The 25,419-nt window shown below is 50.7% G+C and carries 26 protein-coding genes and 1 riboswitch; of the genes, 3 read left to right on the forward strand and 23 right to left on the reverse strand.

Annotation, left to right across the window (positions count from 1 at the left end; genetic code table 11):
• Positions 1-96: 96 nt before the first annotated feature.
• Together H8K29_RS04700 and H8K29_RS04705 are read left to right on the forward strand one after the other, a co-directional pair.
• Positions 97-750: a DUF4272 domain-containing protein gene (locus H8K29_RS04700; RefSeq protein ID WP_186896637.1), complete on the forward strand. Its 654-nt coding sequence runs from the start codon at positions 97-99 to the stop codon at positions 748-750.
• A gap of 108 nt (positions 751-858) precedes the next feature.
• The gene (locus tag H8K29_RS04705; RefSeq protein WP_186896638.1) at positions 859-1,569 is read left to right on the forward strand and encodes a tetratricopeptide repeat protein; all 711 of its coding nucleotides are present in this window, start codon (positions 859-861) and stop codon (positions 1,567-1,569) included.
• 144 nt (positions 1,570-1,713) lie between these two features.
• Here H8K29_RS04705 and H8K29_RS04710 read toward each other — a convergent pair whose 3' ends face one another.
• The 18 genes from H8K29_RS04710 to H8K29_RS04795 all read right to left on the reverse strand — a co-directional run bounded on the left by H8K29_RS04710 (position 1,714) and on the right by H8K29_RS04795 (position 18,858).
• A complete protein-coding gene (locus H8K29_RS04710) occupies positions 1,714-2,463 on the reverse strand; it encodes a hypothetical protein (protein WP_186896639.1) in 750 nt (249 codons plus the stop codon).
• A 116-nt stretch (positions 2,464-2,579) separates the two neighbouring features.
• Positions 2,580-3,359 carry an acetolactate decarboxylase gene (gene budA / locus H8K29_RS04715; RefSeq protein WP_186896640.1) on the reverse strand — a complete coding sequence of 260 codons (780 nt, stop codon included), beginning with the start codon at positions 3,357-3,359 and terminating at the stop codon, positions 2,580-2,582.
• 156 nt (positions 3,360-3,515) lie between these two features.
• Positions 3,516-4,967, reverse strand: coding sequence for a cobyric acid synthase (locus tag H8K29_RS04720; protein ID WP_255423262.1), 1,452 nt, complete (start codon positions 4,965-4,967; stop codon positions 3,516-3,518).
• Between the two features lie 83 nt (positions 4,968-5,050).
• Positions 5,051-5,899, reverse strand: a complete 849-nt coding sequence (locus tag H8K29_RS04725) for a cobalamin-binding protein (protein ID WP_186896641.1) — start codon at positions 5,897-5,899, stop codon at positions 5,051-5,053.
• Entirely contained in the window at positions 5,896-6,819 is a 924-nt protein-coding gene (locus H8K29_RS04730) for a cobalamin-binding protein (protein WP_186896642.1), read from the reverse strand. The genes H8K29_RS04725 and H8K29_RS04730 overlap by 4 nt, the downstream gene beginning before the upstream one ends.
• A gap of 58 nt (positions 6,820-6,877) precedes the next feature.
• The gene (gene cobD, locus H8K29_RS04735; RefSeq protein ID WP_186896643.1) at positions 6,878-7,888 is read right to left on the reverse strand and encodes a threonine-phosphate decarboxylase CobD; all 1,011 of its coding nucleotides are present in this window, start codon (positions 7,886-7,888) and stop codon (positions 6,878-6,880) included.
• Positions 7,881-8,828 (reverse strand): adenosylcobinamide-phosphate synthase CbiB, encoded by a 948-nt coding sequence (gene cbiB / locus H8K29_RS04740; protein ID WP_186897128.1) that lies wholly within the window; start codon positions 8,826-8,828, stop codon positions 7,881-7,883. The genes cobD and cbiB overlap by 8 nt, the downstream gene beginning before the upstream one ends.
• Positions 8,828-9,397 (reverse strand): bifunctional adenosylcobinamide kinase/adenosylcobinamide-phosphate guanylyltransferase, encoded by a 570-nt coding sequence (gene cobU, locus H8K29_RS04745; RefSeq protein ID WP_186896644.1) that lies wholly within the window; start codon positions 9,395-9,397, stop codon positions 8,828-8,830. Before cobU ends, cbiB begins: the two co-directional genes overlap by 1 nt.
• 1 nt (position 9,398) lies before the next feature.
• Positions 9,399-10,700: a cobyrinate a,c-diamide synthase gene (locus tag H8K29_RS04750; protein WP_186896645.1), complete on the reverse strand. Its 1,302-nt coding sequence runs from the start codon at positions 10,698-10,700 to the stop codon at positions 9,399-9,401.
• Positions 10,694-11,338, reverse strand: coding sequence for a cob(I)yrinic acid a,c-diamide adenosyltransferase (gene cobO, locus H8K29_RS04755; protein WP_186896646.1), 645 nt, complete (start codon positions 11,336-11,338; stop codon positions 10,694-10,696). Before cobO ends, H8K29_RS04750 begins: the two co-directional genes overlap by 7 nt.
• A gap of 6 nt (positions 11,339-11,344) precedes the next feature.
• Positions 11,345-12,106 carry an ABC transporter ATP-binding protein gene (locus tag H8K29_RS04760; protein ID WP_186896647.1) on the reverse strand — a complete coding sequence of 254 codons (762 nt, stop codon included), beginning with the start codon at positions 12,104-12,106 and terminating at the stop codon, positions 11,345-11,347.
• A gap of 19 nt (positions 12,107-12,125) precedes the next feature.
• Positions 12,126-13,145 carry an iron ABC transporter permease gene (locus tag H8K29_RS04765; RefSeq protein ID WP_186897129.1) on the reverse strand — a complete coding sequence of 340 codons (1,020 nt, stop codon included), beginning with the start codon at positions 13,143-13,145 and terminating at the stop codon, positions 12,126-12,128.
• Between the two features lie 167 nt (positions 13,146-13,312).
• Positions 13,313-15,148, reverse strand: a complete 1,836-nt coding sequence (locus H8K29_RS04770) for a TonB-dependent receptor domain-containing protein (protein ID WP_186896648.1) — start codon at positions 15,146-15,148, stop codon at positions 13,313-13,315.
• Between the two features lie 110 nt (positions 15,149-15,258).
• A riboswitch (cobalamin riboswitch) is annotated at positions 15,259-15,562 on the reverse strand.
• Between the two features lie 67 nt (positions 15,563-15,629).
• Positions 15,630-16,040: a PilZ domain-containing protein gene (locus H8K29_RS04775; protein WP_186896649.1), complete on the reverse strand. Its 411-nt coding sequence runs from the start codon at positions 16,038-16,040 to the stop codon at positions 15,630-15,632.
• 10 nt (positions 16,041-16,050) lie between these two features.
• Positions 16,051-16,596, reverse strand: coding sequence for a histidine phosphatase family protein (locus H8K29_RS04780; RefSeq protein ID WP_186896650.1), 546 nt, complete (start codon positions 16,594-16,596; stop codon positions 16,051-16,053).
• A gap of 21 nt (positions 16,597-16,617) precedes the next feature.
• Positions 16,618-17,418, reverse strand: a complete 801-nt coding sequence (locus tag H8K29_RS04785) for an adenosylcobinamide-GDP ribazoletransferase (protein ID WP_186883274.1) — start codon at positions 17,416-17,418, stop codon at positions 16,618-16,620.
• Positions 17,418-18,452, reverse strand: coding sequence for a nicotinate-nucleotide--dimethylbenzimidazole phosphoribosyltransferase (gene cobT / locus H8K29_RS04790; RefSeq protein ID WP_186896651.1), 1,035 nt, complete (start codon positions 18,450-18,452; stop codon positions 17,418-17,420). Before cobT ends, H8K29_RS04785 begins: the two co-directional genes overlap by 1 nt.
• A 7-nt stretch (positions 18,453-18,459) precedes the next feature.
• The gene (locus H8K29_RS04795; protein ID WP_186896652.1) at positions 18,460-18,858 is read right to left on the reverse strand and encodes a diacylglycerol kinase; all 399 of its coding nucleotides are present in this window, start codon (positions 18,856-18,858) and stop codon (positions 18,460-18,462) included.
• A 314-nt stretch (positions 18,859-19,172) separates the two neighbouring features.
• Between H8K29_RS04795 and H8K29_RS04800 the strand changes: the two genes are divergently transcribed.
• The gene (locus tag H8K29_RS04800; RefSeq protein WP_186883271.1) at positions 19,173-19,952 is read left to right on the forward strand and encodes an IclR family transcriptional regulator; all 780 of its coding nucleotides are present in this window, start codon (positions 19,173-19,175) and stop codon (positions 19,950-19,952) included.
• A gap of 104 nt (positions 19,953-20,056) precedes the next feature.
• Here H8K29_RS04800 and H8K29_RS04805 read toward each other — a convergent pair whose 3' ends face one another.
• The 5 genes from H8K29_RS04805 to tkt form a co-directional block, all read right to left on the reverse strand.
• Positions 20,057-20,515, reverse strand: a complete 459-nt coding sequence (locus H8K29_RS04805; RefSeq protein WP_186883270.1) for a cache domain-containing protein — start codon at positions 20,513-20,515, stop codon at positions 20,057-20,059.
• 243 nt (positions 20,516-20,758) lie between these two features.
• Positions 20,759-21,439 carry a signal peptidase I gene (gene lepB / locus H8K29_RS04810; protein WP_370527136.1) on the reverse strand — a complete coding sequence of 227 codons (681 nt, stop codon included), beginning with the start codon at positions 21,437-21,439 and terminating at the stop codon, positions 20,759-20,761.
• 182 nt (positions 21,440-21,621) lie between these two features.
• Entirely contained in the window at positions 21,622-22,638 is a 1,017-nt protein-coding gene (gene gap / locus H8K29_RS04815) for a type I glyceraldehyde-3-phosphate dehydrogenase (RefSeq protein WP_186896653.1), read from the reverse strand.
• Between the two features lie 67 nt (positions 22,639-22,705).
• Positions 22,706-23,314, reverse strand: a complete 609-nt coding sequence (locus H8K29_RS04820) for a GNAT family N-acetyltransferase (RefSeq protein WP_186896654.1) — start codon at positions 23,312-23,314, stop codon at positions 22,706-22,708.
• 5 nt (positions 23,315-23,319) lie between these two features.
• Positions 23,320-25,329 carry a transketolase gene (gene tkt, locus H8K29_RS04825; RefSeq protein WP_370527151.1) on the reverse strand — a complete coding sequence of 670 codons (2,010 nt, stop codon included), beginning with the start codon at positions 25,327-25,329 and terminating at the stop codon, positions 23,320-23,322.
• Positions 25,330-25,419: the final 90 nt, after the last annotated feature.

The raw sequence follows: 25,419 nt of genomic DNA on the forward strand, positions 1-25,419 counted from the left end.
TCCAGTTTGATGAAAATTGATTTCATCCGGAGAGCAAGATGAGGGATATTAGCCCGGCACTGTTACAATCTCAGACCTTTTTTATCTCTGTCTGTTATGAAATCTCCGGAACTGCGAAAAGAGTTGTCAGAACTGACGCTGCACAAACGTGGCATACGTATCAATCTGCAATTACCTCTCATCGAGAGTGAAGATGAAATTCAACTGCGCAGCAATGACGAAGTTTTTCAACGTCTGGTCGCACTGACTTCCATCTGGCACTTACAGCAAGCGCCACAACGGGCGACGGTGCTTGATGTCATTCATACGCAGCAGCTCGATTCGTATTTTTCCGAAGGTGAACGGCAACTGATGCGGGAGCATTCAGTTGATCCCGCGATGTCAGCCCCGGCGTTATCCGCAAACGCATTGCATTTTCTGGCGTGGTGTTGCGGCATACAAAAAACCATAGGTATGCCTGATGGTTGTTACAAAGAGGCGATCGCAGAACCATTGTGGCAACAAATTGCCAGTCACCCGGATAGTCTGCGATCACAAATTCATCTGCGTTCAAAGTCCGGATTGCTTGACTGGGCTGATCTGCTGTATCGCATGCACTGGGCAGTACGCCACGCCCACATCACTGGCAAGCCAACCCCGGGCCGCCTGGATGCCGTGGTCGTGCATGAATGGCACAAAGTGGTGAACTGGTTGATTCGATACGATGATGAAAATGACTGGGATAAGGTCAGCACAGAAACGGCAGGCTGAATTTTGGTTATGTGAAGGATTTTTAAATCCGGTCGCAAAGGCAAAATAAAAGCGGCTAGAATAGCTCATCCCTTATCCGCTATTTTTCCGTTACCCCAAGACTTGTATATGAATTCGCGCCCTTTCAAGCACCTCGTTGCACTCTCCGTCATCACGCTGTCAGGATTCACATTGCAAAGTGTCTGTGCCGGTGATTTCGAGGATGGTGTCGCTTTGTATGAGCAACAGGAATTTACCGAAGCCGCGAAGTCTTTTCAGTCCGCAGCAAACAAAGGCAACGCGGATGCCCAATTTAACCTTGGACTGATGTATCTGAACGGCGAAGGTATAGAGCAAGACTATCAAAAAGCACGCGCACTGTTTCAGCAATCTGCGGAACAAAATAATGTCCGGGCGCAAGTCAATCTGGCGCGTATGTATGCAAAAGCCAAAGGCGTTGCACCAGACTACAAGACCGCCGTTATCTGGTTCACAAAAGCAGCAGAACTCGGTTACGCCGACGCACAATACAGCCTTGGTGTTTTATATGTGAATGGCCAGGGCGCGCCGCTCAATTACACAAAAGCCCGCGAACTGTTTGAACTCGCCGCCGAGCAAAATAATGCCAGTGCACAATACCAGCTCGGCCTCATGTACTTCAAGGGAAAAGGTCTTCGCATTGATCTGACGGAAGCCTATAAATGGCTGACGCTCGCCGGAGACTACGATGACGCGGTGCTCTATCGCGACTATGTCGCAAAAAAAATGAGTAAAGATCAGATCGCGGAAGCACAAGCGCTGGCAGACGATTGGAAACCAAAGGACGGCGCTAAAAAGTAAGCGCCGCCAACAATTTATTCAATGCACTGACCGCCCATCTTTCCCTCGCAAAGTTTAGTGTCATCGTCAGCTACGCCGATTAATTAAACAGAAAAGAAGCGGTTCATTGATCGTCAACGCCGCCTATACCTGTCTGAAGGCAGGTCATTGCCGGGCGACGGGTTCAAACACAATTACAGCGTCATCATTCCAACTCTGCTCATGCAATGGTGGTGAATAACGCAGGCCATCAGCAAGCAATGTCAGCACCATCTTGCGCTCGCCGGACACCAGTGTGACAGTACTGCTTTTAAACGGTGAGAAATAAATGACCGTGATCATTGATGAATGACATGGGCCACCAGCCGCTCGAAACATATTCCGTCGCAAGAACGGCAACTCATCATATTCGACTGCCCAACGTATTTCACACTCCAGACGCAGGTCACCAAGGCGGCGCGTGTTGGCAGTCAATCCGGCGCTGCGAACTTCCGGCCGCCAGCGAAAGCTCCCCTTCTTCTGATTCGTCAGTAAATCTGCATTATCGGCTTCCGCTTTTTTATCACGCGGCAAGGTGAAACCGCCATCGTTCGCGACAGGAATCGGTATCGAACTGTCGTCGCTGACGATACGCAAGCCGACATCATGCAGACTGACATCCGACTTCTGAGGAATTAACTGGAAACGAAAGACAGAACCGGGGGCTTTTGCCAGATGAGATTCGTAAGCGTTTAAACCCTTGAGTAATTGCCGGTAAGATTTCAATTCCGGGTCGCGGGTTGCTGAAATCTGTACCGATGATGCCGCGACTTCATCAGAACTTGTCGCAGGATTTGTCGCAGGCTCCGACGCCTGCGCCGACGCTATGACAGACCCGACACAGACTCCCGTCATCCATACAGATAATTTACGCATTGCTTACCCTGGGCAAAAGAAAAATGAGTGTAATGCAATTGAGTCTGATCCATTGCATGAAACACAAGGTATTAACTTTTGCACCCAAAGGTATCGTCAGATCAAAACACGATGTTTTACTCCCGGATTTTTTCGACTGCGTGTAATTCCTGTGCCCGGTCTTTTGACTGATCGGCATGAATGAAACCTTCAGTATCAGGCACCTGTAATTCAACCGTAGAAATCGTGGCGATTTTTACCTTGCCTGCCGTCAGCTGCAAGGAAAGTACATGTCCGCCATGACTGACATCATCAGACAAATAATGCCAGTGATAACCCGGCACATTAAAGCCTTTGACAAATGCGGGACTGCGAAATCCTATCAATTGCCCTGAGGTGCTGCCAAGTTTAAAAACTGATTGAGTCTTAGTGACTTCAGCCAAAGGTTTGTAAGGTTTCTTTTGCGGATCGATGGCTCGCGTGGTCATCTCCGCAAAATTTCCTTGAACGCGTATCGCATAGAAAGCGTTTTTATTACTCAGACTGGCATCGAGTTGGGCTTCCAGTTCGGCCAGCGTCGCCACGCCTGCCAGGCTGATTTCTTTCGTCGGCTGAAAATAAGTCACAATCGCCAGCGGAGAAAGTTCCTGCGGTGGCACGGTTTCTACTTTGCCATTGCCCTTTGCTTTGTAGAACACGCCGTCGATCAGTATCATCTCGCCATCGACACGGTTATATGTACCGATACCGAAATCACCGTGTCTGGCTAATTCAGCCACAGAAATATTGCCGTCATACGCACCGGCGAGCAAAGCATCTATCGTCGAATACTGAAACAGCCGGGCATCAGCTGCATACGTGACAGATGACGAAAAAAGTAAAGCCAGAACAAGTGGACGCAGTAATCGTAAAGGCATGATAGTGAGAGCGAGTAGTAGGGTGAGAAGTCATTAAGTGTCGGCAAAAGCGAGCATGCCGCCGACATAAATACCGACAGGTAAGATGCTCATTATGCGCATGAAGACAACAAACTCACAATCACTTTCAACAGCTGTGGTCCTCACTCCTTCCGGCTATAAGGCGCGCAAAGCGTCGAGTAGCGGTATGCAGGCATCTGCCACGCGATCAATGCTCTGTTCGCGTAATGCAGACAAATCAACGACTGCATCACTTTGCAGACCCGCCCATGCCAGCAAGGCACTGCAAGCTTCCGGGTGGTCAAATAATCCATGCAGATAGGTGCCGAGTATCAGATCATCCGGTGAGCGGGCGCCTTCGTCCTCGCCATTCAGGTGAAATGCGGGCAAGGTTTCATTGCTGGCGTATGTCAACCCCATGTGAATTTCATAGCCCTGCACTGCCGCCGGTGCGCCGTCTGCGGCAAACCCGAAAGCACAGCGACCACTGACCTGTTGCAGACGTTTTTCCAGCGTCAGCTCGGTTGTGATATCCAGCAAACCAAGACCATCCGAATCACCTGCTGTACCTTCGACACCATGCGGATCGCTAATGATCTGTCCCAACATCTGATAGCCACCGCAAATGCCGATCACTTTGCCGCCGTAGCGCAGATGTTTTTCCAACGCTTGCTTCCATCCCTGTTGCTGCAAAAATGCCAGATCGGCACGGGTATTTTTACTGCCGGGCAAAATAATCAGATCAGCAGGCGGGATCGCATGATCAGGGCCGATAAACTGTAAATCAACATCGGGATGCGCACGCAAGGCATCAAAATCCGTGTGATTGGAAATACGCGGTATCGCAGGTACGATGATGCGGAATTTTCCGCTACTTTGTTGTGCCGGCTGTATCGCATCTTCGGCGTCCAGCTGTAAGCCATGCAGATACGGCAAAACTGCGAGCACAGGTTTACCAGTCTTTTGTTCCAGCCATTCCAGCCCTGGTTCCAGCAAGCGGATATCGCCACGAAAACGATTAATCACAAAGCCGACAATGCGCTGTTGCTCGGATTCAGATAAACACGCCAGCGTACCAATGAAATGGGCAAAGACACCGCCGCGATCAATATCCGCCACCAGTATCACCGGGCAATCGACCGCTTCCGCAAATCCCATATTGGCAATGTCACGATCACGCAGATTCACCTCGGCGGGGCTGCCTGCGCCTTCAACAATAATCGCGTCGTATTGATGTTGCAGACGCTGATACGATTCCAGCACAGCCCCCATCGCAATGGTTTTGTACTGGTGGTAATCGCGCGCATCCATGTCTGCACGCACCTTGCCATGAATGATGACTTGCGCCCCGGTATCGGACGAGGGTTTCAACAACACAGGATTCATATCAGTATGGGCAGGCACACCGGCGGCGATGGCCTGCAAAGCCTGGGCGCGCCCGATCTCGCCGCCATCAATCGTCACGGCGCTATTGAGCGCCATGTTCTGCGGCTTCATCGGCGCCACCCTCACACCGTCTCGCTGCAACAAGCGACAGAGCGCCGCAACCACCGTACTTTTGCCCGCATCCGACGTCGTGCCCTGTACCATTAAAGTAGAAATCTGCATGCGACTACGCTTTCTTAAAAGGTTCCGGCAAACACCGAGGCAAATAAAAAAAAGAAAAAACTATCCTGTTCATTTCCACGGAATTAAGCCGCGACTTCCGGGGCAACTGACGAACGTGTTACAGACAAAGGTTGCGAGGCCTGCCACTCCGCAATCAGTACATGCAATTGCAGAAGTCCGTGCTGGATTGCCGAAGGCCCCGGCGAGAGTATGTCTGCCGATTTTATTTCCAGTACCCGCCCATGACGAACAGCCGGAATCGCATCCCAGCCTTCGCGTGTAACCACACTGTCCGGCCGGAATTTTTTTCCGCACCATGAGCCGATAATGATATCCGGCGCGCGTCGAACCACTTCGGCCGGGTCTGCGATGATGCGCTGTCTGGCGCTATGAAAACCAGCCAGATCGGCAAACACATCGTCACCACCGGCAATCTGTATCAACTCAGATACCCAGCCGATACCAGACATCAGCGGCTCATTCCACTCTTCAAAATAAACCTTCGGTCGGTGCGTCCACTGTGCAGCCTGATGGCGGATAACATCGATTTGCGCCTGCAGTTCTGTGATCAACTGCGCACCCTGCTCCTGTTTCCCTACCAGTGCAGCTAACACTTTGATCATGTGCAGAATACCTGCAACATGATGCTGATTGAACGCATGGACTTCAATACCAGCGCTGATCAGTTCGCGCACAATCTCGGATTGCATATTGGAATACGCAATCACCAGATCGGGCTTCACTGCCAGTATCCGCTCAATCTGCGCAGAGGAAAAACCACTGACCTTGGGCTTTTCATCGCGGGCACGTGCTGGTCTTGTGGTGTAACCGGAAATACCTGCGATGCAATCCTCGGCACCGAGCGCATATAAAACTTCCACGGCTTCGGTAGATAAGCAGGCGATACGCTCAAACAAAGGGGTGGTATTCATTTTTTTCCTTGTGGTGAAGTCGCAGATTTCTCGCGTTTTTGCCGCGCTTGCTCCAGCGCTTCACATATCGCTTTAGCGCCATCAATAATCCGTGGGCCGGACCGGTTCACCAGATCGCCATCAATCAGTACCAGATTATTGTTTTTTGCGGCCAGCAACGACGTCATGTTTTTCCATTGGTCGATACCATTAGAAGCCTGATTGCGGCTTTCCGCACTGATTAACACTTCCGGGTTTTCCTGCAACACGGCTTCAACGCTGACGACAGGTGCGGTCACATTCAGTTTGCCAAAAATATTTTCACCGCCGCAAACACGTATCGCATCGCTGACAATATGCTTATCATTGAGCGTATACAAAGGCTTGTGCCATACCTGATAAAAAGTACGCACTTTCGCCTTTCCCTGATACTGCGCACGCAGTTGCTGCAACTGCTGGCGGAAATCATTCGCTGAAAGTTGCGCTGCTTTTTCGGTACCGAGCAAACTCCCGAGTTTGAGGATGGTGTCAGGAATCTGCTCCAGCTTTTGCGGATCGCTGAAAAAAAATGGGACACCCGATTGTTTCAACACTTCTAACTGGCGCTCAAAAGCACCGTGCATCCAGATCACCAGCAAATCAGGTTTCATCGCCATAATGCGTTCCAGATCAAACTGCCGGTTATCGCCTATGCGCGGAATCTCTTTTGCCGCTGCAGGATAATCGCTGTATTTGACTGTGCCGATAATTTTGTCACCTGCGCCAGCAGCAAAGATCAATTCCGTCACATGCGGTGACAGGCTGATCACGCGCTGTGCAGGTTTGGCTAAACTGACGGTATGACCAAGGTCATCCGTCACACTGATCGCCGCCTGCGCCGATGCTGACAACAACAGAGCGAGGATACCCAATACGAAAAAACGACAGAAAAATAAGTTCACGTAGTTGCTCTCTTTTTTACTCTCTTTTTGCTCTCATTGTTACGACTGAGATTGACGCTCATATCTGGCTCGTCCATTCAGCACAGGCCAATTGCAAACGCTGCCACCCGGCTTCATTTGCAGGCAAGCCGAAACGCACGCCATGCGGCCTGTGCGCCCCTTCTTCAAACCAGCGCAACCAGATGCCGCGTTCTGCCATGAAGTGGCACAGCGTCTGACTTTGCTGTTGTAAGTGGCGGTCACTGATCCATTGAAATAAATCCGTGCCGGAACATTGCCAGTTTTGCTGCATCAACAGACAGCGCAAGCGTTCACCTTCTCGCTGTAAAAGCAGTCGCTGATGCTGTTGCCAGCTCGTATCCGACAAAGCAGAGACTGCAATTTGTTGCGCTGGGCCACTGATAGTCCAGGGGCCAAGATAATTCGCAAGGCGCTCCAATAAGGCATCGCAGGCTGCGACGAAACCGAGCCGGATGCCAGCCAGACCAAAAAATTTGCCGACTGAACGCAAGACGATCACCCCCTCACGCCGGGTGTGCGCTGCGACACTGATCTCCGGCAAAGTATCGGTAAACGCCTCATCCACGATCAGCCAACCACCGCGCTGCGCCAGTTGTTCAGCCCATTGCAGAAGTTGCGCCGAAGCGATCACCTCACCGGTAGGATTATTCGGATTACACAACACCACCACGTCGGCATTTGCCACGGCGTCGTGCAAATCCTCGTAACGGGTTTCTCTCACCGCATGTCCGGCCTGCCGCCATTGATACGCATGCTCAGCGTAAGACGGTGCAGACACCACCACGCGCGCGAGCGGACGCAAACGCGGCAATGCTTGAATTGCTGCCTGACTACCAGCCACCGCGAGCATGCGCGGCGCGCCGTAAAATGCCTGCGCGGCATCGATTAAATCGTCGGAATATTCAGGCAACCGGTGCCAGGCGTTTGGCGCAAGCACAGGCGCCGGATAAAAATGCGGATTAATGCCGGTCGATAAATCCAGCCAGTCATCGAGCGGACGAGCAAACATCTTTGCTGCATCACGTAAATTGCCGCCATGTTTAAGCATATAAAATCCCGCTTAAAAACAACGCTGCCAGGACGATGATGCCGAGCCACAGCAGAGTGCCACCGAAAACCAGTTGCCATGCACGTTGAATATCCGACGCTGCCGCCAGTTTGCCTTTGCCTAACAGTGGACGGTTTTCATTCTCACCATCGTAGCGGGCATTACCGCCCAAGGTCAGATGCAGCGCACCGGCTCCCGCTGCCATGACAGGACCCGCATTCGGGCTGGGCCAGCGTGGTGCTTGCCGCTGCCAGCACTGCAAGGCCAGACGCGTGTTGCCGAGAACGGCATAAGTCAGCGCTGTCAGGCGTGCAGGCAGCCAGTTCAAGCCATCGTCAATACGTGCCGCCACGCAACCAAAGCGTAAAAACCGGCTGGAACGATAACCCCACATGGCGTCCAGGGTATTTGCCAGACGATATAAAACGGCACCGGCACCACCGAACACCATAAACCAGAACAAGGTACCGAATACTGCATCACAACCGTTTTCCAACACCGATTCAACGCTGGCTTTGGCCAGATATTCTTCGTCCGCATCATCGGTATCACGACTGACGATATACGATGTCAGCCTTTGTGCCGTCGCGAGATCGCCATCCAACAGCGCTTGCTGTATCGGCAAATTGTGGTCGCGTAAGCTGCGTAAGCCGAGGCAGAAATACAGCAAGGTTCCATGCAATACAGGTGCCAGCCAGGTCGTGTAATGATGGGCGAACCACAAAGCCAGTAGAGTTAACGACACGAACGGCAGCACGACCAGCATCCAGGCAATAGCCCCTGTCCACCAGCTTGCCGATGCGCGGTTCAGGCCTTGTTCGACCCGATTTGCCAAATGACCAAAACCCACCAGCGGATGCCATTTTCTGACTTCGCCGAATGCCATATCCAGCACGACACCGAACAGCAAACACAAAGCGGTAGTCAAGCCCGTCATCATCAGCATGGTGCGCCCTTTAAAAATAAAGGTAAGCCCGCCGCAACCCAGACGACCTTGTCGCAACTGGCGGCCACTGCCTGATTCAAACGCCCGGCTTCATCCACAAACCAGCGTGAAATCGCCCCCATCGGGACGATCCCCATGCCTACTTCGTTCGATACCAAGATGACGTCGCCCTTTGCCTGTTCAAGCGCGTTCAGCATTTCGCTCCGTTGTTCAGCGAATAATGCTGGTGGCGTAATCTGGCCGATCTCAGGAAATTTCACATTTTCTGAAAATAATAAATTCGACAGCCAGACGGTCAGGCAATCAATCAGCAAGATGGTTTCGGGCTGGCTGTATTCCTGTATCGCTGCACCCAGCGCGGTTGTTTGCTCTATGGTTTGCCAATCAGTCGGGCGGCGACTTTGGTGATGAACAATGCGTTGCTGCATTTCACTGTCTGCCGCCGCTGCCGTTGCGAGGTAAATCACCTGCTTGCTACCTTCCGCAGAAAGACGAAGCGCCAGTTGTTCTGCATACGCACTTTTACCTGAGCGGGCACCACCAAAAATCAAGCTGCGACTCATCTCAAGTCCTTAAAAACAAGCGTGCGACGGCGACCGGGTTTGAGGCGAAATAGGCGTGAAAATATGAGGCATGCAAATGCCTGCATTGATAAATCGCCTCGCCCTGATCGCTGTCGGAGTAATGCGCATTTTTGATCGTATGCGCAACTGGATGCAGCGATGTGTCGAAGCGCGAATAGTGAAAAGTATGACCGCGTAAATCTCCGTCAGAAAAATGCCATGCCTGTGCGCCGAGTGCTGCAAGTTTTTTCTGCATGTGCACTTCACCGCTCAGTAAACCCGCCATAGGCCAATGTTTTCCGTCGTGATCAATCAATCCTTCCGTCAGTGCCATCATGCCGCCACACTCGGCCAATATCGGCATACCGGCAGCATGCGCCGCTTTGACCGACGCTATCCATTGTTGCGCAGTGCTCAAGGTCGCCGCGTGTAATTCGGGATAACCGCCAGGCAAATAAACGGCCTCGGCTTGGGCAGGAACAGGCTGATCGGCAAGCGGAGAAAAGAACAGTAATTCTGCACCCAGCATGCGCAGAGTATCCAGATTTGCGGCATAGATAAAAGCAAATGCGGCATCACGGGCAACCGCAATTTTTTTCCCCTCCAACAAACGAGGAATAGCGACAGGGGCGGCAAGCGCAAACTGGGTTTCAGGTAAGGCATCCCATGCCTGCATATCGAGATCGAGCTGCTCTGCCATCGTATCGAGCATGGCGTCGATCTGTCCGACTTCCTCCGGCAATACCAGCCCCAGATGTCGCTCAGGCAGCACTTCGGCCTGGCGTGGCAGGCATCCAAGCAGAGGAATGTCCCGCATCGCGGCTGCCACCATTTTTCCATGCCCTGCAGAGGCAACACGGTTAGCGATCACGCCGGCCAGATGAACCGGCCCGAAGTCGCGCAAGCCCAGCGCCAGCGCGCCCACGGTCTGCGCCATCGCAGCAACATCCAGCACCGCAAGTACCGATACGGCAAAAGCACGCGCCAGATCGGCGGAAGACGGTCTGCCGTCGTACAGCCCCATCACTCCTTCAATCAGAATCACATCCGCTTCCAGCGCTGCCTGCGCCAGCATGGCTTGCGATGCTGATTGGCCGACCATCCACAGATCAAGTGAATAGACCGGGGCGCCGCCTGCACGCTCCAGTATCATCGGGTCGATAAAATCCGGCCCGGTTTTAAAAATTCTGACGATCTTGCCTTGTCCACGCAACTTGCGGGCAAGCGCCGCCGTTGTCGTTGTTTTTCCTTGTCCGGACGCGATCGCAGATACCAACACCACTTTTGCCTGAGCTATCACCATTCAACTCCCGCCTGCGCCACGATGCCATCTTTGAATGCATGTTTTACGGCATTCATTTCTGTCACGGTATCTGCTATCGCAATCAGTTCCGGTAACGCACCGCGACCAGTGACAACCACATGCTGCATTTCAGGACGGGCATCCAGATCGGCAATCACCGTATCGAGATCCAGATAATGGTATTTCAGCGCAATATTGAGTTCATCAAACACCACCAGGCCGATGCCGGGATCACTCAGAAATTTCTTTGCCTGCGCCCATGCGACCGTCGCTTTTTCAATATCACGATCACGATTCTGCGTCTCCCAGGTATAGCCTTCGCCCATCGCGTAGAACTCGACTTCATCAGGAAAACGACGCAGGAAAATTTCTTCTCCGGTTGACATTGCCCCTTTGATAAATTGCACAACACCGACTTTCATGCCATGCCCTAATGCGCGCATCACCATACCAAATGCACTGGAACTCTTACCCTTGCCATTGCCGGTATGAATCAGCAACACACCTGTCGTGCGCTGGGCCTGCTGAATTTTTTCATCCATCAGCGCCTTCTTGCGTTCCATGCGGCGCTGATGACGAGTGTTGATATTGTCGCTATCGATAGATGAAGCAATCGGTGCAGAAGGAAGGTCGCTCATAATTATTTAATTTTTCGGGATAAAAAGTATCTGACCGTGATGCTCAAAGCGCTCTATCGGATAACCAAGACAAGCGCCCAATTGTGCTGCGGTCAGCATGTCTTCTGCGCTGCCGGCCAGCCATTGACCATCACCCATCAACAACAAGGCGTGACTGGCAATGCGTTGGGCAAGATTCAGGTCATGACTGACCATAATGACGGACTTATTTTTTTCGCGGCAACAACGCGACAGCAATTGCATGACACTCACCTGATGCGCAAGATCGAGTGCGTTTGCAGGTTCATCCAGCAGCATGAGTTGCGCATCCTGCGCCAGCAAGGCGGCAATTGCGACACGCTGCCGTTCGCCGCCAGACAAGCTGCGGACATCACGTTGCGCCAGATCGGCAACGTCCAGTTCGCGCATTGTGTCTAAGGCAATCTGCATGTCATCACAGGACTCCCAGTAATGAGCATCATGGTAAGGATGACGTGCGCTCAATACCGTTTCGATGGCCGAATAACCGAATGCATCGGTGCGGGATTGCGATAAAAAAGCACGTTCACGTGCAAGCTCTGCCAGCGGCCAGACCGACAGCGATTTGCCATCTAAAAAAATGTCTCCAGATTCCACCGGACGCAAGCCTGCCAGTGTGCGTAACAAGGTACTTTTACCGGCACCATTACGGCCAATAATGCACCAGCATTCGCCCGCGTTTACCTGCCAATTCAGGCCCTGCACCAGCAGACGTTTGCCTGCCGTTAAATTCAAATGATGGGTTTTCATCGTTGTATTCCCATTCTCGCTAGCGGCGACGTAACTGGTGTAATTGCAGCAAAAACACAGGCACGCCGATGACTGCGGTAATTACCCCCACCGGCAACTGCTGTGGTGCCACCACGGTACGCGCAATCGTGTCGGCAAGGACCAGAAAACTGCCACCCGCCAGCGTTGCAGCTGGGATCAATAAACGGTGGTCTGGCCCCAGAGCAAAGCGACATGCATGTGGCATAATCAGGCCGACAAATCCTATGCTGCCCGCTGTGCTGACCGCGCTGGCCGTCAGTAAGGCCGAACATAAAAATAAGAGCTGACGCAAACGTCCTATATTCACGCCCAGCGTACTAGCGACATCCGCATGCATCGCTGCAATATTGATCGCACGCGCATTTCGCATCGCAAACAAAAATACGCCAGCGCCGACCACCCATGGCAAATAGCGCGACTGCGCCCCGGATAAATCACCTATCATCCAGAACACCATGCCGCGCAAACGGCTATCGGGTGCTACCGACAACATCAAGGTAATCAATGCACCGCAACCGGACGCGACAATTACGCCGGTCAGCAATAACACGGGCGCGCTGCCATCGCTGCTGCCACTGCCACGGAAATCACGATAGGCGAGGCCGAATAAGAGCAAGGCAACCGCAAGCGCCCCGCCGAACGCAGCCAGATCAACCATCCAGAACGCGCCATAGAATAAGATTGTGGCCAGCGCGCCGACAGATGCTCCGCCGGAAATGCCCAGTACATAAGGGTCTGCGAGAGGATTACGCAACAAGGCCTGCATCATGACGCCGGACAAGGCAAGCGTGGCACCGGTGATGAATCCTGTGAATGCACGCGAAAGTCGCAATTCAAGCAAACTCGCGGCAAGAGAATTGGCGGGGCCGCGCATCAATTCCATAGCAGCATCAGCCAGCTCGGAAAAACTCAGCGCGACAGAACCTGTGAGGCCAGCAAATACAATGCTGGCGAAGGTGAAAAACAGCAGAAAACCAAATATCAGACTGGCATGTTGCTTCGCCCGGCTCGCAGGCATTAAACCATCCTGCGTCGGCGGCGAGCTGAAAAAAAGAAACTTGTTGCGCATGTACAGCCCGATCAATAAAAAAATCTGTATGAAGAAAAAATCTGCGCCCGCATTGGGACACAGATTCTTCTTCATGTTGAATACCGCTTTAATTCGCGATTCAATTTTTGCTTTGATTATTTAAAGCCGTAATTCAATCCAACAAAGATGCTCGATCCCGCTGTTGCATAGTTTTTGGCGAGCTCATAATCTTTATTCAGCGCATTATTCCAGCGGCCAATCACCGTCAGATTTTTCACAACCTCATACGTGCCGTAAATATTCAGCAAGCCATATCCGGCCAAAGTTTTTGTGTTTGCGACGTCATCAAAACGGTTACCGGACAACACGGTTTCTACACCGACTTTGGCATTCGCTATGGTGTACTCTGCTGCCAGGGAACCATGCTTTTTGGAGCGACGGGCAAGGCGCAAACCAGATGTATCGTCTTTCGGGTCTTGAATATCGACGGAAGCACGCAGATTCCAGTCACCCAGACGAGTGTTCGCCCCCACAGTCAGACCAGACATCGTGGCTTTATTCACGTTGTAAGCACAACCGTAAGGATGACCTTTTACATCCACAGGGCAGGTATTAGTGCTGACGAGCAAGTCTGTCGCCTTGTTCTGATAATAAACAGCGCTGAGTTGCGTATCGCCAAGCTCATAATAAATGCCTGCTTCGGCATTTTTTGCTTGCTCGGGCTTATTCGAGGCAACGCCATAACCCGGGTAATACAACTCGTTAAACGTCGGCGCACGGAAGCTGCTGCCATAACTGGCATTCACACGCCACGAGTCATTCAGCTTATAGCCATAAGCAACACTGCCCGTGGTGTGAGAACCATAGACCGAGCTGCGGTCATAGCGCACGCTTGCACTCGCGAGATGGGCCTGATGTTTCAGGACATAGGATGCTGCCAGAGAATCGGTTTTGCGATCACCGTTGAGTCCGGCAGTCGTGGTATCCACCGTTTCTTCACGGCGTTCCGCCAACAGTTGCAGTACGTCTTTACCGATACGAATATCGTTCTGAAAAGTGATCAGATTCTGCACCGTATCGATCTGGCTCTTGCCATAAGAGGCATCAGTAAAGGTTCTGTCGGTTGATTGTGCAAACTGCAAAGAGGCAGTCCAGATATCGTTAATGCGTCCCTTACCAAAAGCAGAAATGGTTTCTAAGTTTTGTACGCTGTAATCGTTCTTAGCTCCTGAATCAAACTGGGCATTCAAACGACTTTGTAAAAACTTGGCACCGAACTCCAGGTCTTTGCTGACCTCGTAGTCGGCACGCAGACTGACACTGTCAAGTTTGTAGCCGTCTTTATCGGGGTTACCTGTCTTGGTTGCAGAAAATCCTTCATCTTCGTCATGCGCGACATTCAGCGCCAGGCTCAGATTACTGCTGACAGATCCGGAAACTCCGGCCTGTACTTTACGCGTACCGTAACTGCCGGCACCAAGCGAAGCTGTCGTATTCAACACACCCGGCGTTTTCTTAGTAAAAATATGGATCACGCCACTCATGGCATCCGCGCCATACAGGCTGGACAAAGGGCCATAAACGATTTCAATATGGTCGATCTGACTTAGCGGAATTGTCGCCCAGGTCGCACCGCCGGTAGTTGAAGAACCAACACGGACACCGTCGATCAACACCAGATTTTGCGTGTTGTTACCACCACGCATAAATACAGAAGAATTATTACCAGGACCGCCATTGCGACTGATTTCTATGCCGCGTTGTTGTTGCAGCAGATCAACGACGGATGCCGCGCCTGATTGTTGAATTTGCTCAGCAGTGATCACGACATTGTCGGCGAGAACATCGATCGCGGCCTGCGGCTGACGACCCGCGGTAATAATTACGCTGGATGCGGTAGAAACAGAAATCGATTGGGCAAATGCAGACGATGCAGGAAATGCGGCAGCCACGGCAAGACCGAGGGCAAGAGGTTTGAATACAGAGTTCATGATGTAGAAAATAAGCGAGGCATACAGCCAACGTCCCCGTAGGCTGTATTCAACAAAGCGAACGTCAAATATTTCTGCACAGCGTATGCCGTCGCAGAAAATGCCTGCCGTATCACTTCACTTATTCTGGCCGGTATCCGGGCTGACAAATATCACCATCTGACCTTCCCATGCATCAACGCACAGTGGTATTGGAAAATGGCTGGCTGTATCAATCTACAGAAAGAAATACAGCAACTTGTACACCGTTGCGGGGGCAGCACACTCTTGCTTTTCATCGTGAAATCCGGTGATCTGTCTTTTATCGTGCCGATTGCGCACGCAGATCTCTGGATATTTCCGGAATTACATCGTGTTTCCCGTTTAACTGCAGACATGAACATGTCCGCGAGCACCAAAACTCCGTCATTCTATCGGCAGATGACAAGTCGGGCAAGGATGGGGGTGAAAACAACATGACGACAACAGCAAGATAATCTTATCAAGAAGCAAACTTATTCGCTCTGGAAATCCAGGCATTGACCAGCTCTGAATGCAAATCGGACATATTTGTCAGATGCATACCGGCATGATAGTGATCACCACTCAAAATGATATGCCGGACAGATCCTTTGCATGCAACTCGGAAAATGTCATCGCTGTTCGCGATACCGGGGATTTCTATCATCATCGGGTAGATTTGTGTGAGTTGCAAACTTTCAGGGCACTGCACTAACACGCCCTCACCGGAAATATTCACGGCCCGGCACAACAACAAATGACCATCCGGCATTCTGATGCCGCAACGCCAGCTCACATTGATACGCGGGGCTCGTCTGAGTTCTATCATGAGAATAATGTCACCGGTTAGCGTGCCATAGGTTTCCGCACTTAGCTCAGAACGGAAAACCAACCTTCATATCCTACATGACAATATTAATATCAATACAACAACCATATGAAAATTCATCCTTACTCTGCGCCGCCCGTTGCGCGATGCCGACACTTCCAAGAGCATTCTCCCACGCGGCAATCATTTTAATGACGCCAGCGTGGCAAACAATCACCGCCTCCGGCTCCGCTGCCGCATGTAAATCGCCCAGAAACGCACTCACCCTCTCAGCCATCTGCACAAGGTTTTCCTGTTGCCCGGGACGATAATGAACGACATCAGCAGCCCAGGCATCAACTTCTGAACGGGAAATCTGTTCCCACGCCTGCATTTCCCAATGACCGAAATTCAGCTCCATGATACGAGGGTCTATAAGCGGTGTCGGATGCAACAAGTCTGCCAACCGTGTGCAACGTTGCAAAGGACTGGAATATACGGGCACATGTGCTGACCAGCGTGGTTTTAAACTGGCAGCCAGAGACATGCAGTCCGATGAAGTAACGGCAACGTCTGACTGGCCGTAACAAATACCTGGCTCGATGATGGGTCTTGTATGACGTATCAAATGCAAGAGCATCGCGTCCACATTCTCACGAGGCTAAGGATTTGCACTGACAACGCGTGCCAGTACACCAAGATAAAAAGCGAGCTCAGATAGCTGCTGCACTGCCCCCAGACAATCGCCGGTATATCCGCCGATTTTTTTGAAAAATACGCGTGCAAGCCAGAAACTCGCCAGCAGCATTAAAACCAGCGCAGGTAACAGACGATCTATCATCAAAGGTTGCCACAGCAAGATAACTCCTGCGGGCAACAAGACTGTAAGACAAGCGATACCGAACTCATTCGACGTCATCTGTTGCGCCAGCGGTTTCGCCTTCCCTTCCTGTCTCGCGTAACTGAGCAGCCAGATCAGACTGCAGGAAAATAAGCGCGACAATGGATGTGCCAACAGCAAGGAAGGTAATACCAGCACTGTCGGCAAGCTCACCAGCACGATAAATTTACACAACAACATCAGACACATGCCAATCGCACCATATGCGCCTATGCGTGAGTCTTTCATGATCTCCAGCACCCGTACCGGCGTCATCCCGCCACCAAACCCATCGCAGACGTCGGCAAACCCGTCTTCGTGAAATGCGCCTGTCAACAAAATACTTGCCACCATGGACATCAGGATTGCGACAGCGGCCGGCCACCACAACGATGCAATCGCATAGGTACTGGCCGCAACCGCACCGACTACCCAACCGACCGCAGGAAAATAACGCGAAGCATGGTGCAGCCAGGCAGGATCAAAGCCCACCCAGCCCGGAATAGGAATGCGCGTAAAAAACTGCAGCGCAATAAAAAACAAGCGCAACTGATGCAGCACTTGCTGCCCTAACAGCGTCATCAGTCAGCACTCTTTTCACTGACTTGCGCGGAACCAAATGTCGCCATCTGATTCAGGAAGTTAACCGCGGCCTGCACCATAGGATAGACCAGCGCCGCACCGGTGCCCTCGCCTAAACGCAGATCGAGTTTCAGTACAGGATTAACCTCCAGTGCCCCCATTAGGCGAGCATGACCACTTTCGTCAGATTGATGGGAAAACACACAGTAATCGAGAATATCCGGTTGCAATCGTGCCGCTACGAGCAAAGCGCTGCTGACAATGAACCCATCGATCAGCAAGACCTTACGACGTGCAGCTGCTTCCAGCATGGCTCCGGCCATCGTCGCAATTTCGAAACCACCAAAACAAGCTAAGACGTCAAGAGGTTCGCTTACACCTGCATGCAGCGCAACAGCAGCTTCAATGACCTTTTGTTTATGCCGTATGCCGTCAGCAGATAATCCAGTACCCGCCCCCACACAATCGGCTACCGGCAGCGCGGTCAGTTTATGCATCAACGCTGCAGCAGCGGTTGTGTTGCCGATACCCATTTCGCCAAAGCCAAGCACGTTACCGGATAAGGCTGCAACCAGTTCCCGCCCATTCTGTATAGCCAGCTGACATTGCTCCGGTGTCATCGCTGGCTGCTGTGCAAAATTACGTGTGCCAGAGGCGACTTTACGGTGAATCAAACCATTTCTCTCACCAAACTCATGATTCACGCCCGCATCGACAATCTGCAACGCAATATCATTTTGTCTGGCAAACACATTAATTGCCGCGCCGCCGCTGAGAAAATTTTCGACCATCTGCCAGGTGACATCTTGCGGAAAGGCTGAAATTCCCTCTGCAACAACTCCGTGATCGGCGGCAAATACAATAATGGCCGGGCCATGCAAAACCGGTGTCGTGGTTTGCTGTATCAGGCCTATTTGTAAAGCCAGTTGCTCAAGGCGCCCCAGACTTCCCAACGGTTTGGTTTTGTTATTGATTGCATTGCTGAGTGTGCTGGCAAGCGTGGCATCGTTCGTCGTTAAAATGGTAGGTAACATGTTTTTCTTATGGGTAAAAGCGATTCACTAAAATGACAGTCCAGGTACCGACTGCGATAAAAAATGTCAGTAATACGGCGGCGCTGCCAAAATCCTTGGCATTTTTTGACAAGGTATGCCGCTCAAGGGAAACCCTGTCCACCACCGCTTCGACGGCGGAATTCAATAATTCAACAACGAGTATCAGTAATAACACCGAAATCATCATCAATTTCTCAATTGCCGTTACTGGCAGACTCAACGCGACAATGACGCCGACAATAACCAGTACCAATTCCTGACGGAACGCGTGCTCGTTGATCCAGGCTGAACGAAAACCATCAATCGAATAAAAAAATGCCGAAAAAATGCGTCGCAAACCACTTTTACTTTTGAACTCGCTGATCGGTTGTTCCTGATCTGACATCGTTATCCCTTGTGAGAAAAAACGGAGGAGCCGTATCGGCTCGCACCTTGCCGCCGGATTTTACATGACAAAGCTTCGCACTCCATTTCAAAATGATGAAGAAAATCACTTTTCTTCGGCATGGTTTGAAATAAACATGCGATCCTGTTCAAGCCAAAAAGAATGTTTTTTCGACATTCCAACCATATCGTTTGCAGCGAATTTGCATCGTTTTTTACTAAATTTGCGACTCAGCTGGTCTTTTCATTGTCGAGTCAATGACGATTTTTTCACATTGTGGTATAACTTAAATATTGCACTGCACCACCGAGATTATGAAAAACGACGCTCCAGCTTCAGAAAAAACCTCCATACAAGTTATAGAACGCATGGTTTCTCTGCTTGATGCGCTTGCGCATTATCAAGATCCAGTCAGTTTGAAAGAGCTGGCATCTGAAACGGGCTTGCATCCGTCTACCGCTCACCGGATTTTGAACGATCTGGTCAAAACGCGCTTCGTTGATCGCGCCGATACAGGTTATTACCAGTTAGGTATGCGTTTGCTTGAACTTGGCAATATCGTCAAAAGTCATCTGAACGTGCGTGAAACCGCGCTTGAGTTTATGCGCACGCTGCACCGGCAGACCAATCAGACTATCAATCTATCTGTCCGTCAGGGAGACGATATCGTTTACATAGACCGTGCTTTCTCTGAGCGCTCCGGCATGCAAGTAGTCAGAGCCATCGGTGGCCGTGCGCCGTTACATCTGACATCAACCGGCAAATTATTTCTATCTCTGGATGAGCCGAAAGCGATACGGGCTTATGCAACACGTACCGGGCTATCTGGCCACAATAAAAATTCCATTACGGATCTTTCCAAACTGGAAAAGGAACTTGCAGAAGTTCGTCAAACCGGTTATGCCAAAGATAACGAAGAACTGGAATTGGGTGTGCGCTGCATGGCTGCTGGCATTCACGACGACAGCGGAAAAATGATCGCTGGTCTGTCGATTTCAGCACCAGCCGATCGTTTGCAAGAAGACTGGAAAAACAATTTAATGGAAACTGCGCACCAGATTTCTGCTGCGCTGGGATATAAAGGACCACGCTGAGCAATGTCAGATCAGCATTAAAGAACAACAATAGAATAAAAAACAGCGCTGATCCAGCGCTGTTTTTTATTGATGGCGAACAGATAAATCGCCGATTCTATGACTTATTTATATGCACCGCATCCAAGAAAGTAATCGTCATTTTTTTCAAAATAACTGGATTTTGTTTCCAAGCCTTTGGTTACAGGATTCGGCCACTGATAATCAATCCAGCCGTCATTCTTCGTTTTAAGAGCCGCAATCATTTCCTTGATAATCGGTTTTCCCTCAACCTTCAAATCCAGCAAATTTTTGCCTATCATCTTTGGATTAGCGCCATGTGACAGGCTGATGCCGTTCATATCGTAGACAAACAGATACAGATCCCGGTCGTGGAAATCTTTGTTGGATGCATCATTAAAATCGGCAAACGCTTTTTCTTTTCCAACCTTTTTAATATGGGCAATTCCTTTTTTGACCAAAGCCTGCGCCTCCGCCGTCGAGCCACGCTCATCTTTTGCCATGGCTGTGGTCATAAAAAAGCCCATTACGGCCAACAAAAATAGCTTACTCATTAATTTCATGTCTTATCTCCTGATAACGCCCGACCTGATGCCGATGCATGGTTATTATGTTGCCTTACCGTTCAAATGATTAATGAGTTGTTGCTTGCAGTCCAGTATTAGTCACTGTGCAGCGCAATAAATCTGTCGTACTTTTGATTGTTTTTACAAAAATATACATTCCCAAAAAAACGGCCAATGCACAACGTCAGCAGTGAATCAGGAAATCTGGCATTACAGTCAATACCAGACTTCAGACCTCTTCTACAGTTTTGCGCCAAATCGCTCGATACGAGGCAAGTAATAATCATCGCCATTCAGAGAAAACATTAAACGCTTCACCTGGCCGGTAATCAGTTCACGTTTTACAAAGCCGATGTAACGCGAATCTTTGCTGTTATCACGATTATCGCCAAGCATCAGGTACTCGCCATCAGGCACGCGAACCGGGCCAAAGTTACGCATAGATGCGCGTTCAGGCATCACAATGATGTGATGATTGAGGCTGCCAAGCTGCTCTTTATACACTTGCTGCAGCCCGCTATATTCGCGTTGTGGTGTCAGGTGATCGGCAGTTGCAAGTTTTGTCGGCTCATAATTGGCTGCCTGTCCGTTAATGAGTAAATGCTCATCACGCATTTCAACCACATCGCCCGGGATTGCGATCAGGCGCTTCACCAGCCGGGTACCATCTTCCGGGGATGAAAAAGTCACTACATCACCACGCTGGGGATCAGACACATGCTTGAGAATGACATCAGTTAAAGGCAACTTGATATCGTAAGCGATACGGTCACAAATCACTCTGTCACCCTCAAGCAGGGTCGGATACATGGAGCTTGACGGCACAAGGTAATAATCAGCCAGAGCACCACGTACCAGCGCCATCCCTAACATGAAAACGATAAAGCCTTTATTCTGTGAAAACAGTTTCTTCAATTTCATCATACGGCTCCTGTTATGTAATGATTGCTGTGATGTGTCGCATTTCTACAGAGTAGGCAGTAGTTACACAAGACTGCTCCTGTCATCTTGCATTGAACTTTGACAAATTCAAGTGTTCTGGATCCGTTGGACAAAAAAATACCCCGAAAGTTCGGGGTATTTTTTGAAATCAAAACGCGGAGTTATTTTGCGCGCATCAGTGCAACAGTCGTGTCGAGCATGCGGTTGGAGAAGCCCCACTCGTTGTCATACCAGCTCGATACTTTTACCAAACGGCCGCCGTTCACTTTCGTCAATGTTTCGTCGTAAGTGGAAGATGCTGGGTTGTGGTTGAAATCAACCGACACCAGCGGTGCTTTGTTGTAATCCAGAATACCTTTCAACGCGCCTTCGGATGCGTCTTTTAATACTTTATTGATTTCTTCTACTGTCGTATCGCGTTTTGCGATGAAAGTCAGATCAACCACGGAAACATTGATCGTTGGAACGCGCATTGCGTAACCATCCAATTTACCGTTCAATTCTGGCAATACCAAACCAACTGCAGCGGCTGCACCTGTTTTGGTTGGAATCATGCTCATCGTTGCAGAACGCGCACGGCGCAGGTCTTCGTGCATGACGTCTGTCAATACCTGGTCATTGGTGTAAGCATGGATCGTTGTCATCAAACCGCTTTCGATACCGATCGCGTCGTTCAATGGTTTTGCCAATGGTGCGAGACAATTCGTTGTGCAGGATGCATTGGAGATCACAGTGTCTGTGGATTTCAACACGCCGTGGTTCACGCCATAAACAACGGTTGCATCAACATCTTTACCGCCAGGTGCGGAGATGATGACTTTCTTTGCGCCGCCAGCCAGATGGGCAGAGGCTTTTTCTTTGGTTGTGAAGAAGCCGGTACATTCCAGCACGACGTCAACATTCAGCTCACCCCAAGGAATGTTCGCAGGATTGCGCTCTGCAAATACTTTGATTTTGTCGCCATTGACGATCATGGAGTCGCCTTCAACCACGACGGTGCCAGGGAACTTGCCGTGGGCTGTGTCATAGCGTGTCAGGTGAGCATTGGATTCTGCATTACCGAGGTCGTTGATCGCGACGATCTGGATCTCGTTCTTGAACTTACCACCTTCATAGTGAGCGCGAAGGATGTTGCGGCCGATACGGCCATAGCCGTTGATTGCGACGCGAATCGTCATGGTTTTATCTCCAAAGGACTAAACAACAATAAAAGAACAATAAAAATCAAACTATTTTGCAAAAATCTCAGTGTACTGCACTCGATGTCGGCATCGCGTTCACCGATGCCATCAGCACCGATAAATCGCGCCAACCGTAACCGACTTCTTTCAAATCGATGCCATCCCAGGTAAATGCCTGTTCATGCAGTAAAGTAGCACCCAGATCTTCGTAAAAATTGCGGGCAATGGCATTACCTGAAATCACCCAGACCAGCAAATTATCAGCGCCCTGCGCTTGCAATGTACGGGCGACCTTTTGCAGCAGGCGACGACCAATGCCAGAACGCTGCCAGACCGGACGCAGATAAATTGCAGTCAATTCTGCGCGCATTCCCAACTTCGGCTCTGGCAACAACATACCAGACGCGAATCCGATAATGTGCCCTTCGCTTTCAGCAACGTACACGCACACGCGGTCACCTGCAGCAGGTAAGGCTTCCAGGATCTGCTTCCAATGCAGGAAGCTATCCTCAATACGCATCTGATCCAGATACGTATCCGGAATCATGCCGCGGTAGGTGGTTTGCCAGCTTTCCACACGCACGGCAGCAATCGCTTCTGCGTCGGCGACTGTAGCACGACGCAGACTGACTTCTTTGATAAGGCTCACAGTGCTGTCAACTAAATCTGTCATCGTGCTCAAGCCAGCGTCGCCTTGACCTTGGCGACCACATTTTCAACTGTAAAGCCAAAATACTTAAACAAGACACCTGCCGGAGCGGATTCGCCAAACGTGTCGATACCGACGACAGCACCTTCCAGACCAACATATTTGTACCAGAAGTCCGTTACGCCAGCTTCAATCGCAATGCGTGGCAAACCCTTGCCCAACACCGCAGTTTTGTACGCAGCATCCTGACGATCGAATACATCAGTCGAGGGCATGGACACCACGCGCACTGCGATGCCCTGCTCAGTCAATGCGGCTGCGGATTTAACGGCCAGCTCGATTTCAGAACCGGTTGCGATCAGCACCGCTTTCGCATCTGCTGCATCTTGCAGAACATAGCCACCACGTTGAATGTCGGCGATTTGCTGTGCCGTACGTTCCTGATATGGCAAATTCTGACGCGAGAAAATCAAGGTCGATGGGCCATCGTTACGTTTAACCGCATGCGCCCAGGCAGCAGCAGATTCCACGGTATCGCACGGACGCCAGTTATCGAGATTCGGGATCAGACGCATGCTGGAAACGTGCTCGATCGATTGATGGGTAGGTCCATCTTCGCCGAGACCGATAGAATCATGCGTGAACACAAACAGCGTACGGATTTTCATCAGCGCTGCCATGCGGATCGCATTGCGGCTGTAATCAGAGAAAGTCAGGAAAGTCGCGCCGAAAGGAATATAACCGCCATGCAAAGCGATACCATTCATGATCGCGCTCATACCGAATTCACGCACACCGTAATTGATATGATTACCGGCCTGATTACGACGTACCGCGACGCATTCTTTCCAGTTAGTCAGATTAGAACCGGTCAGATCGGCAGAGCCACCGAGGAATTCTGGCAGCGATGGTGCAAATGCCTGAATCGCGTTCTGGCTGGCTTTGCGAGTCGCGATGTTTTCTTTTTTCTCAACACAGGCAGCGATGGCATTGGCAACCACTTCATCAAAATTCGCTGGTAAATCACCTTTCATACGGCGTGTCAGTTCAGCTGCTTTTTGCGGGAATTGTGCGGTGTAAGCAGTGAATTGTGCATTCCAGTCAGCTTCAGCTTTGGCGCCGTCTGCTTTCGCATCCCAAGCGGCGTAAACGTCTTCAGGAATTTCAAATGGCGCGTACTCCCAACCAATATGAGCGCGTACGGCAGCAATTTCTTTATCGCCCAGCGCCGCACCGTGCACATTGTTTGTGCCTTCCATGTTAGGCGAGCCTTTACCGATCACGGTTTTGCAGCAGATCAGCGTTGGTTTGGCCGATGTTTTTGCGGATGCAATCGCAGCATCCACCGCTTTTGCATCGTGACCATCAATCGCTCGAATAACATTCCAGCCATACGCTTCAAAACGTTTTGGCGTATCGTCAGTGAACCAGCCTTCTACGTGACCATCAATCGAAATGCCATTGTCATCCCAGAATGCGATCAATTTATTCAGTTGCAGCGTACCAGCCAGAGAGCAGGCTTCGTGCGAAATGCCTTCCATCAGGCAGCCGTCGCCCATAAAAACGTAAGTGTAATGATCAACAATCTTCAGATCGCCCTGATTGAATTCGGCTGCCAATAATTTTTCAGCCAGTGCCATACCGACTGCATTGGTAATGCCTTGTCCCAACGGGCCGGTAGTTGTCTCCACGCCAGGCGTGACATGCACCTCCGGGTGTCCTGCTGTTTTCGAATGCAGCTGACGGAAATTTTTAATTTCATCCATAGACAGGTCGTAGCCTGTCAGATGCAGCAAGGAATAATGCAGCATCGAACCATGTCCATTCGACAGCACAAAACGGTCGCGGTTAATCCATTGCGGATTCGATGGATTATGACGGTAGTGACCTTTCCACAGTGCCACAGCAATATCTGCCATGCCCATAGGCGCGCCCGGATGACCGGAATTAGCTTTTTGTACTGCATCCATAGACAAGGCACGAATTGCGCTTGCCATCTTAGTGATTATTGCTGGCTGGAGAGATGAAATCATGGCGATAGAAGGTATAGATGAGGAAACTGGTCAGTGAGCATGTTAGCGAGCGTCTTTGAATAAACGACATTCAAGGCTCTGCAAAACCCGTTATTT

The sequence above is a fragment of the Undibacterium sp. CY21W genome (assembly GCF_014284265.1).
GTDB classification, from domain to species: domain Bacteria; phylum Pseudomonadota; class Gammaproteobacteria; order Burkholderiales; family Burkholderiaceae_D; genus Undibacterium; species Undibacterium aquatile.

Coding starts and splice junctions, on each gene's coding strand:
- H8K29_RS04700 (WP_186896637.1), top strand. CDS start 97: ATGAAATCTCCGGAACTGCGAAAAGAGTTGTCAGAACTGACGCTGCAC.
- H8K29_RS04705 (WP_186896638.1), top strand. CDS start 859: ATGAATTCGCGCCCTTTCAAGCACCTCGTTGCACTCTCCGTCATCACG.
- H8K29_RS04710 (WP_186896639.1), bottom strand. CDS start 2,463: ATGCGTAAATTATCTGTATGGATGACGGGAGTCTGTGTCGGGTCTGTC.
- budA (WP_186896640.1), bottom strand. CDS start 3,359: ATGCCTTTACGATTACTGCGTCCACTTGTTCTGGCTTTACTTTTTTCG.
- H8K29_RS04720 (WP_255423262.1), bottom strand. CDS start 4,967: ATGCAGATTTCTACTTTAATGGTACAGGGCACGACGTCGGATGCGGGC.
- H8K29_RS04725 (WP_186896641.1), bottom strand. CDS start 5,899: ATGAATACCACCCCTTTGTTTGAGCGTATCGCCTGCTTATCTACCGAA.
- cobD (WP_186896643.1), bottom strand. CDS start 7,888: ATGCTTAAACATGGCGGCAATTTACGTGATGCAGCAAAGATGTTTGCT.
- cbiB (WP_186897128.1), bottom strand. CDS start 8,828: ATGATGACGGGCTTGACTACCGCTTTGTGTTTGCTGTTCGGTGTCGTG.
- cobU (WP_186896644.1), bottom strand. CDS start 9,397: ATGAGTCGCAGCTTGATTTTTGGTGGTGCCCGCTCAGGTAAAAGTGCG.
- H8K29_RS04750 (WP_186896645.1), bottom strand. CDS start 10,700: ATGGTGATAGCTCAGGCAAAAGTGGTGTTGGTATCTGCGATCGCGTCC.
- cobO (WP_186896646.1), bottom strand. CDS start 11,338: ATGAGCGACCTTCCTTCTGCACCGATTGCTTCATCTATCGATAGCGAC.
- H8K29_RS04760 (WP_186896647.1), bottom strand. CDS start 12,106: ATGAAAACCCATCATTTGAATTTAACGGCAGGCAAACGTCTGCTGGTG.
- H8K29_RS04765 (WP_186897129.1), bottom strand. CDS start 13,145: ATGCCTGCGAGCCGGGCGAAGCAACATGCCAGTCTGATATTTGGTTTT.
- H8K29_RS04770 (WP_186896648.1), bottom strand. CDS start 15,148: ATGAACTCTGTATTCAAACCTCTTGCCCTCGGTCTTGCCGTGGCTGCC.
- H8K29_RS04780 (WP_186896650.1), bottom strand. CDS start 16,596: ATGCTCTTGCATTTGATACGTCATACAAGACCCATCATCGAGCCAGGT.
- H8K29_RS04785 (WP_186883274.1), bottom strand. CDS start 17,418: ATGACGCTGTTAGGGCAGCAAGTGCTGCATCAGTTGCGCTTGTTTTTT.
- cobT (WP_186896651.1), bottom strand. CDS start 18,452: ATGTTACCTACCATTTTAACGACGAACGATGCCACGCTTGCCAGCACA.
- H8K29_RS04795 (WP_186896652.1), bottom strand. CDS start 18,858: ATGTCAGATCAGGAACAACCGATCAGCGAGTTCAAAAGTAAAAGTGGT.
- H8K29_RS04800 (WP_186883271.1), top strand. CDS start 19,173: ATGAAAAACGACGCTCCAGCTTCAGAAAAAACCTCCATACAAGTTATA.
- H8K29_RS04805 (WP_186883270.1), bottom strand. CDS start 20,515: ATGAAATTAATGAGTAAGCTATTTTTGTTGGCCGTAATGGGCTTTTTT.
- lepB (WP_370527136.1), bottom strand. CDS start 21,439: ATGAAATTGAAGAAACTGTTTTCACAGAATAAAGGCTTTATCGTTTTC.
- gap (WP_186896653.1), bottom strand. CDS start 22,638: ATGACGATTCGCGTCGCAATCAACGGCTATGGCCGTATCGGCCGCAAC.
- H8K29_RS04820 (WP_186896654.1), bottom strand. CDS start 23,314: ATGACAGATTTAGTTGACAGCACTGTGAGCCTTATCAAAGAAGTCAGT.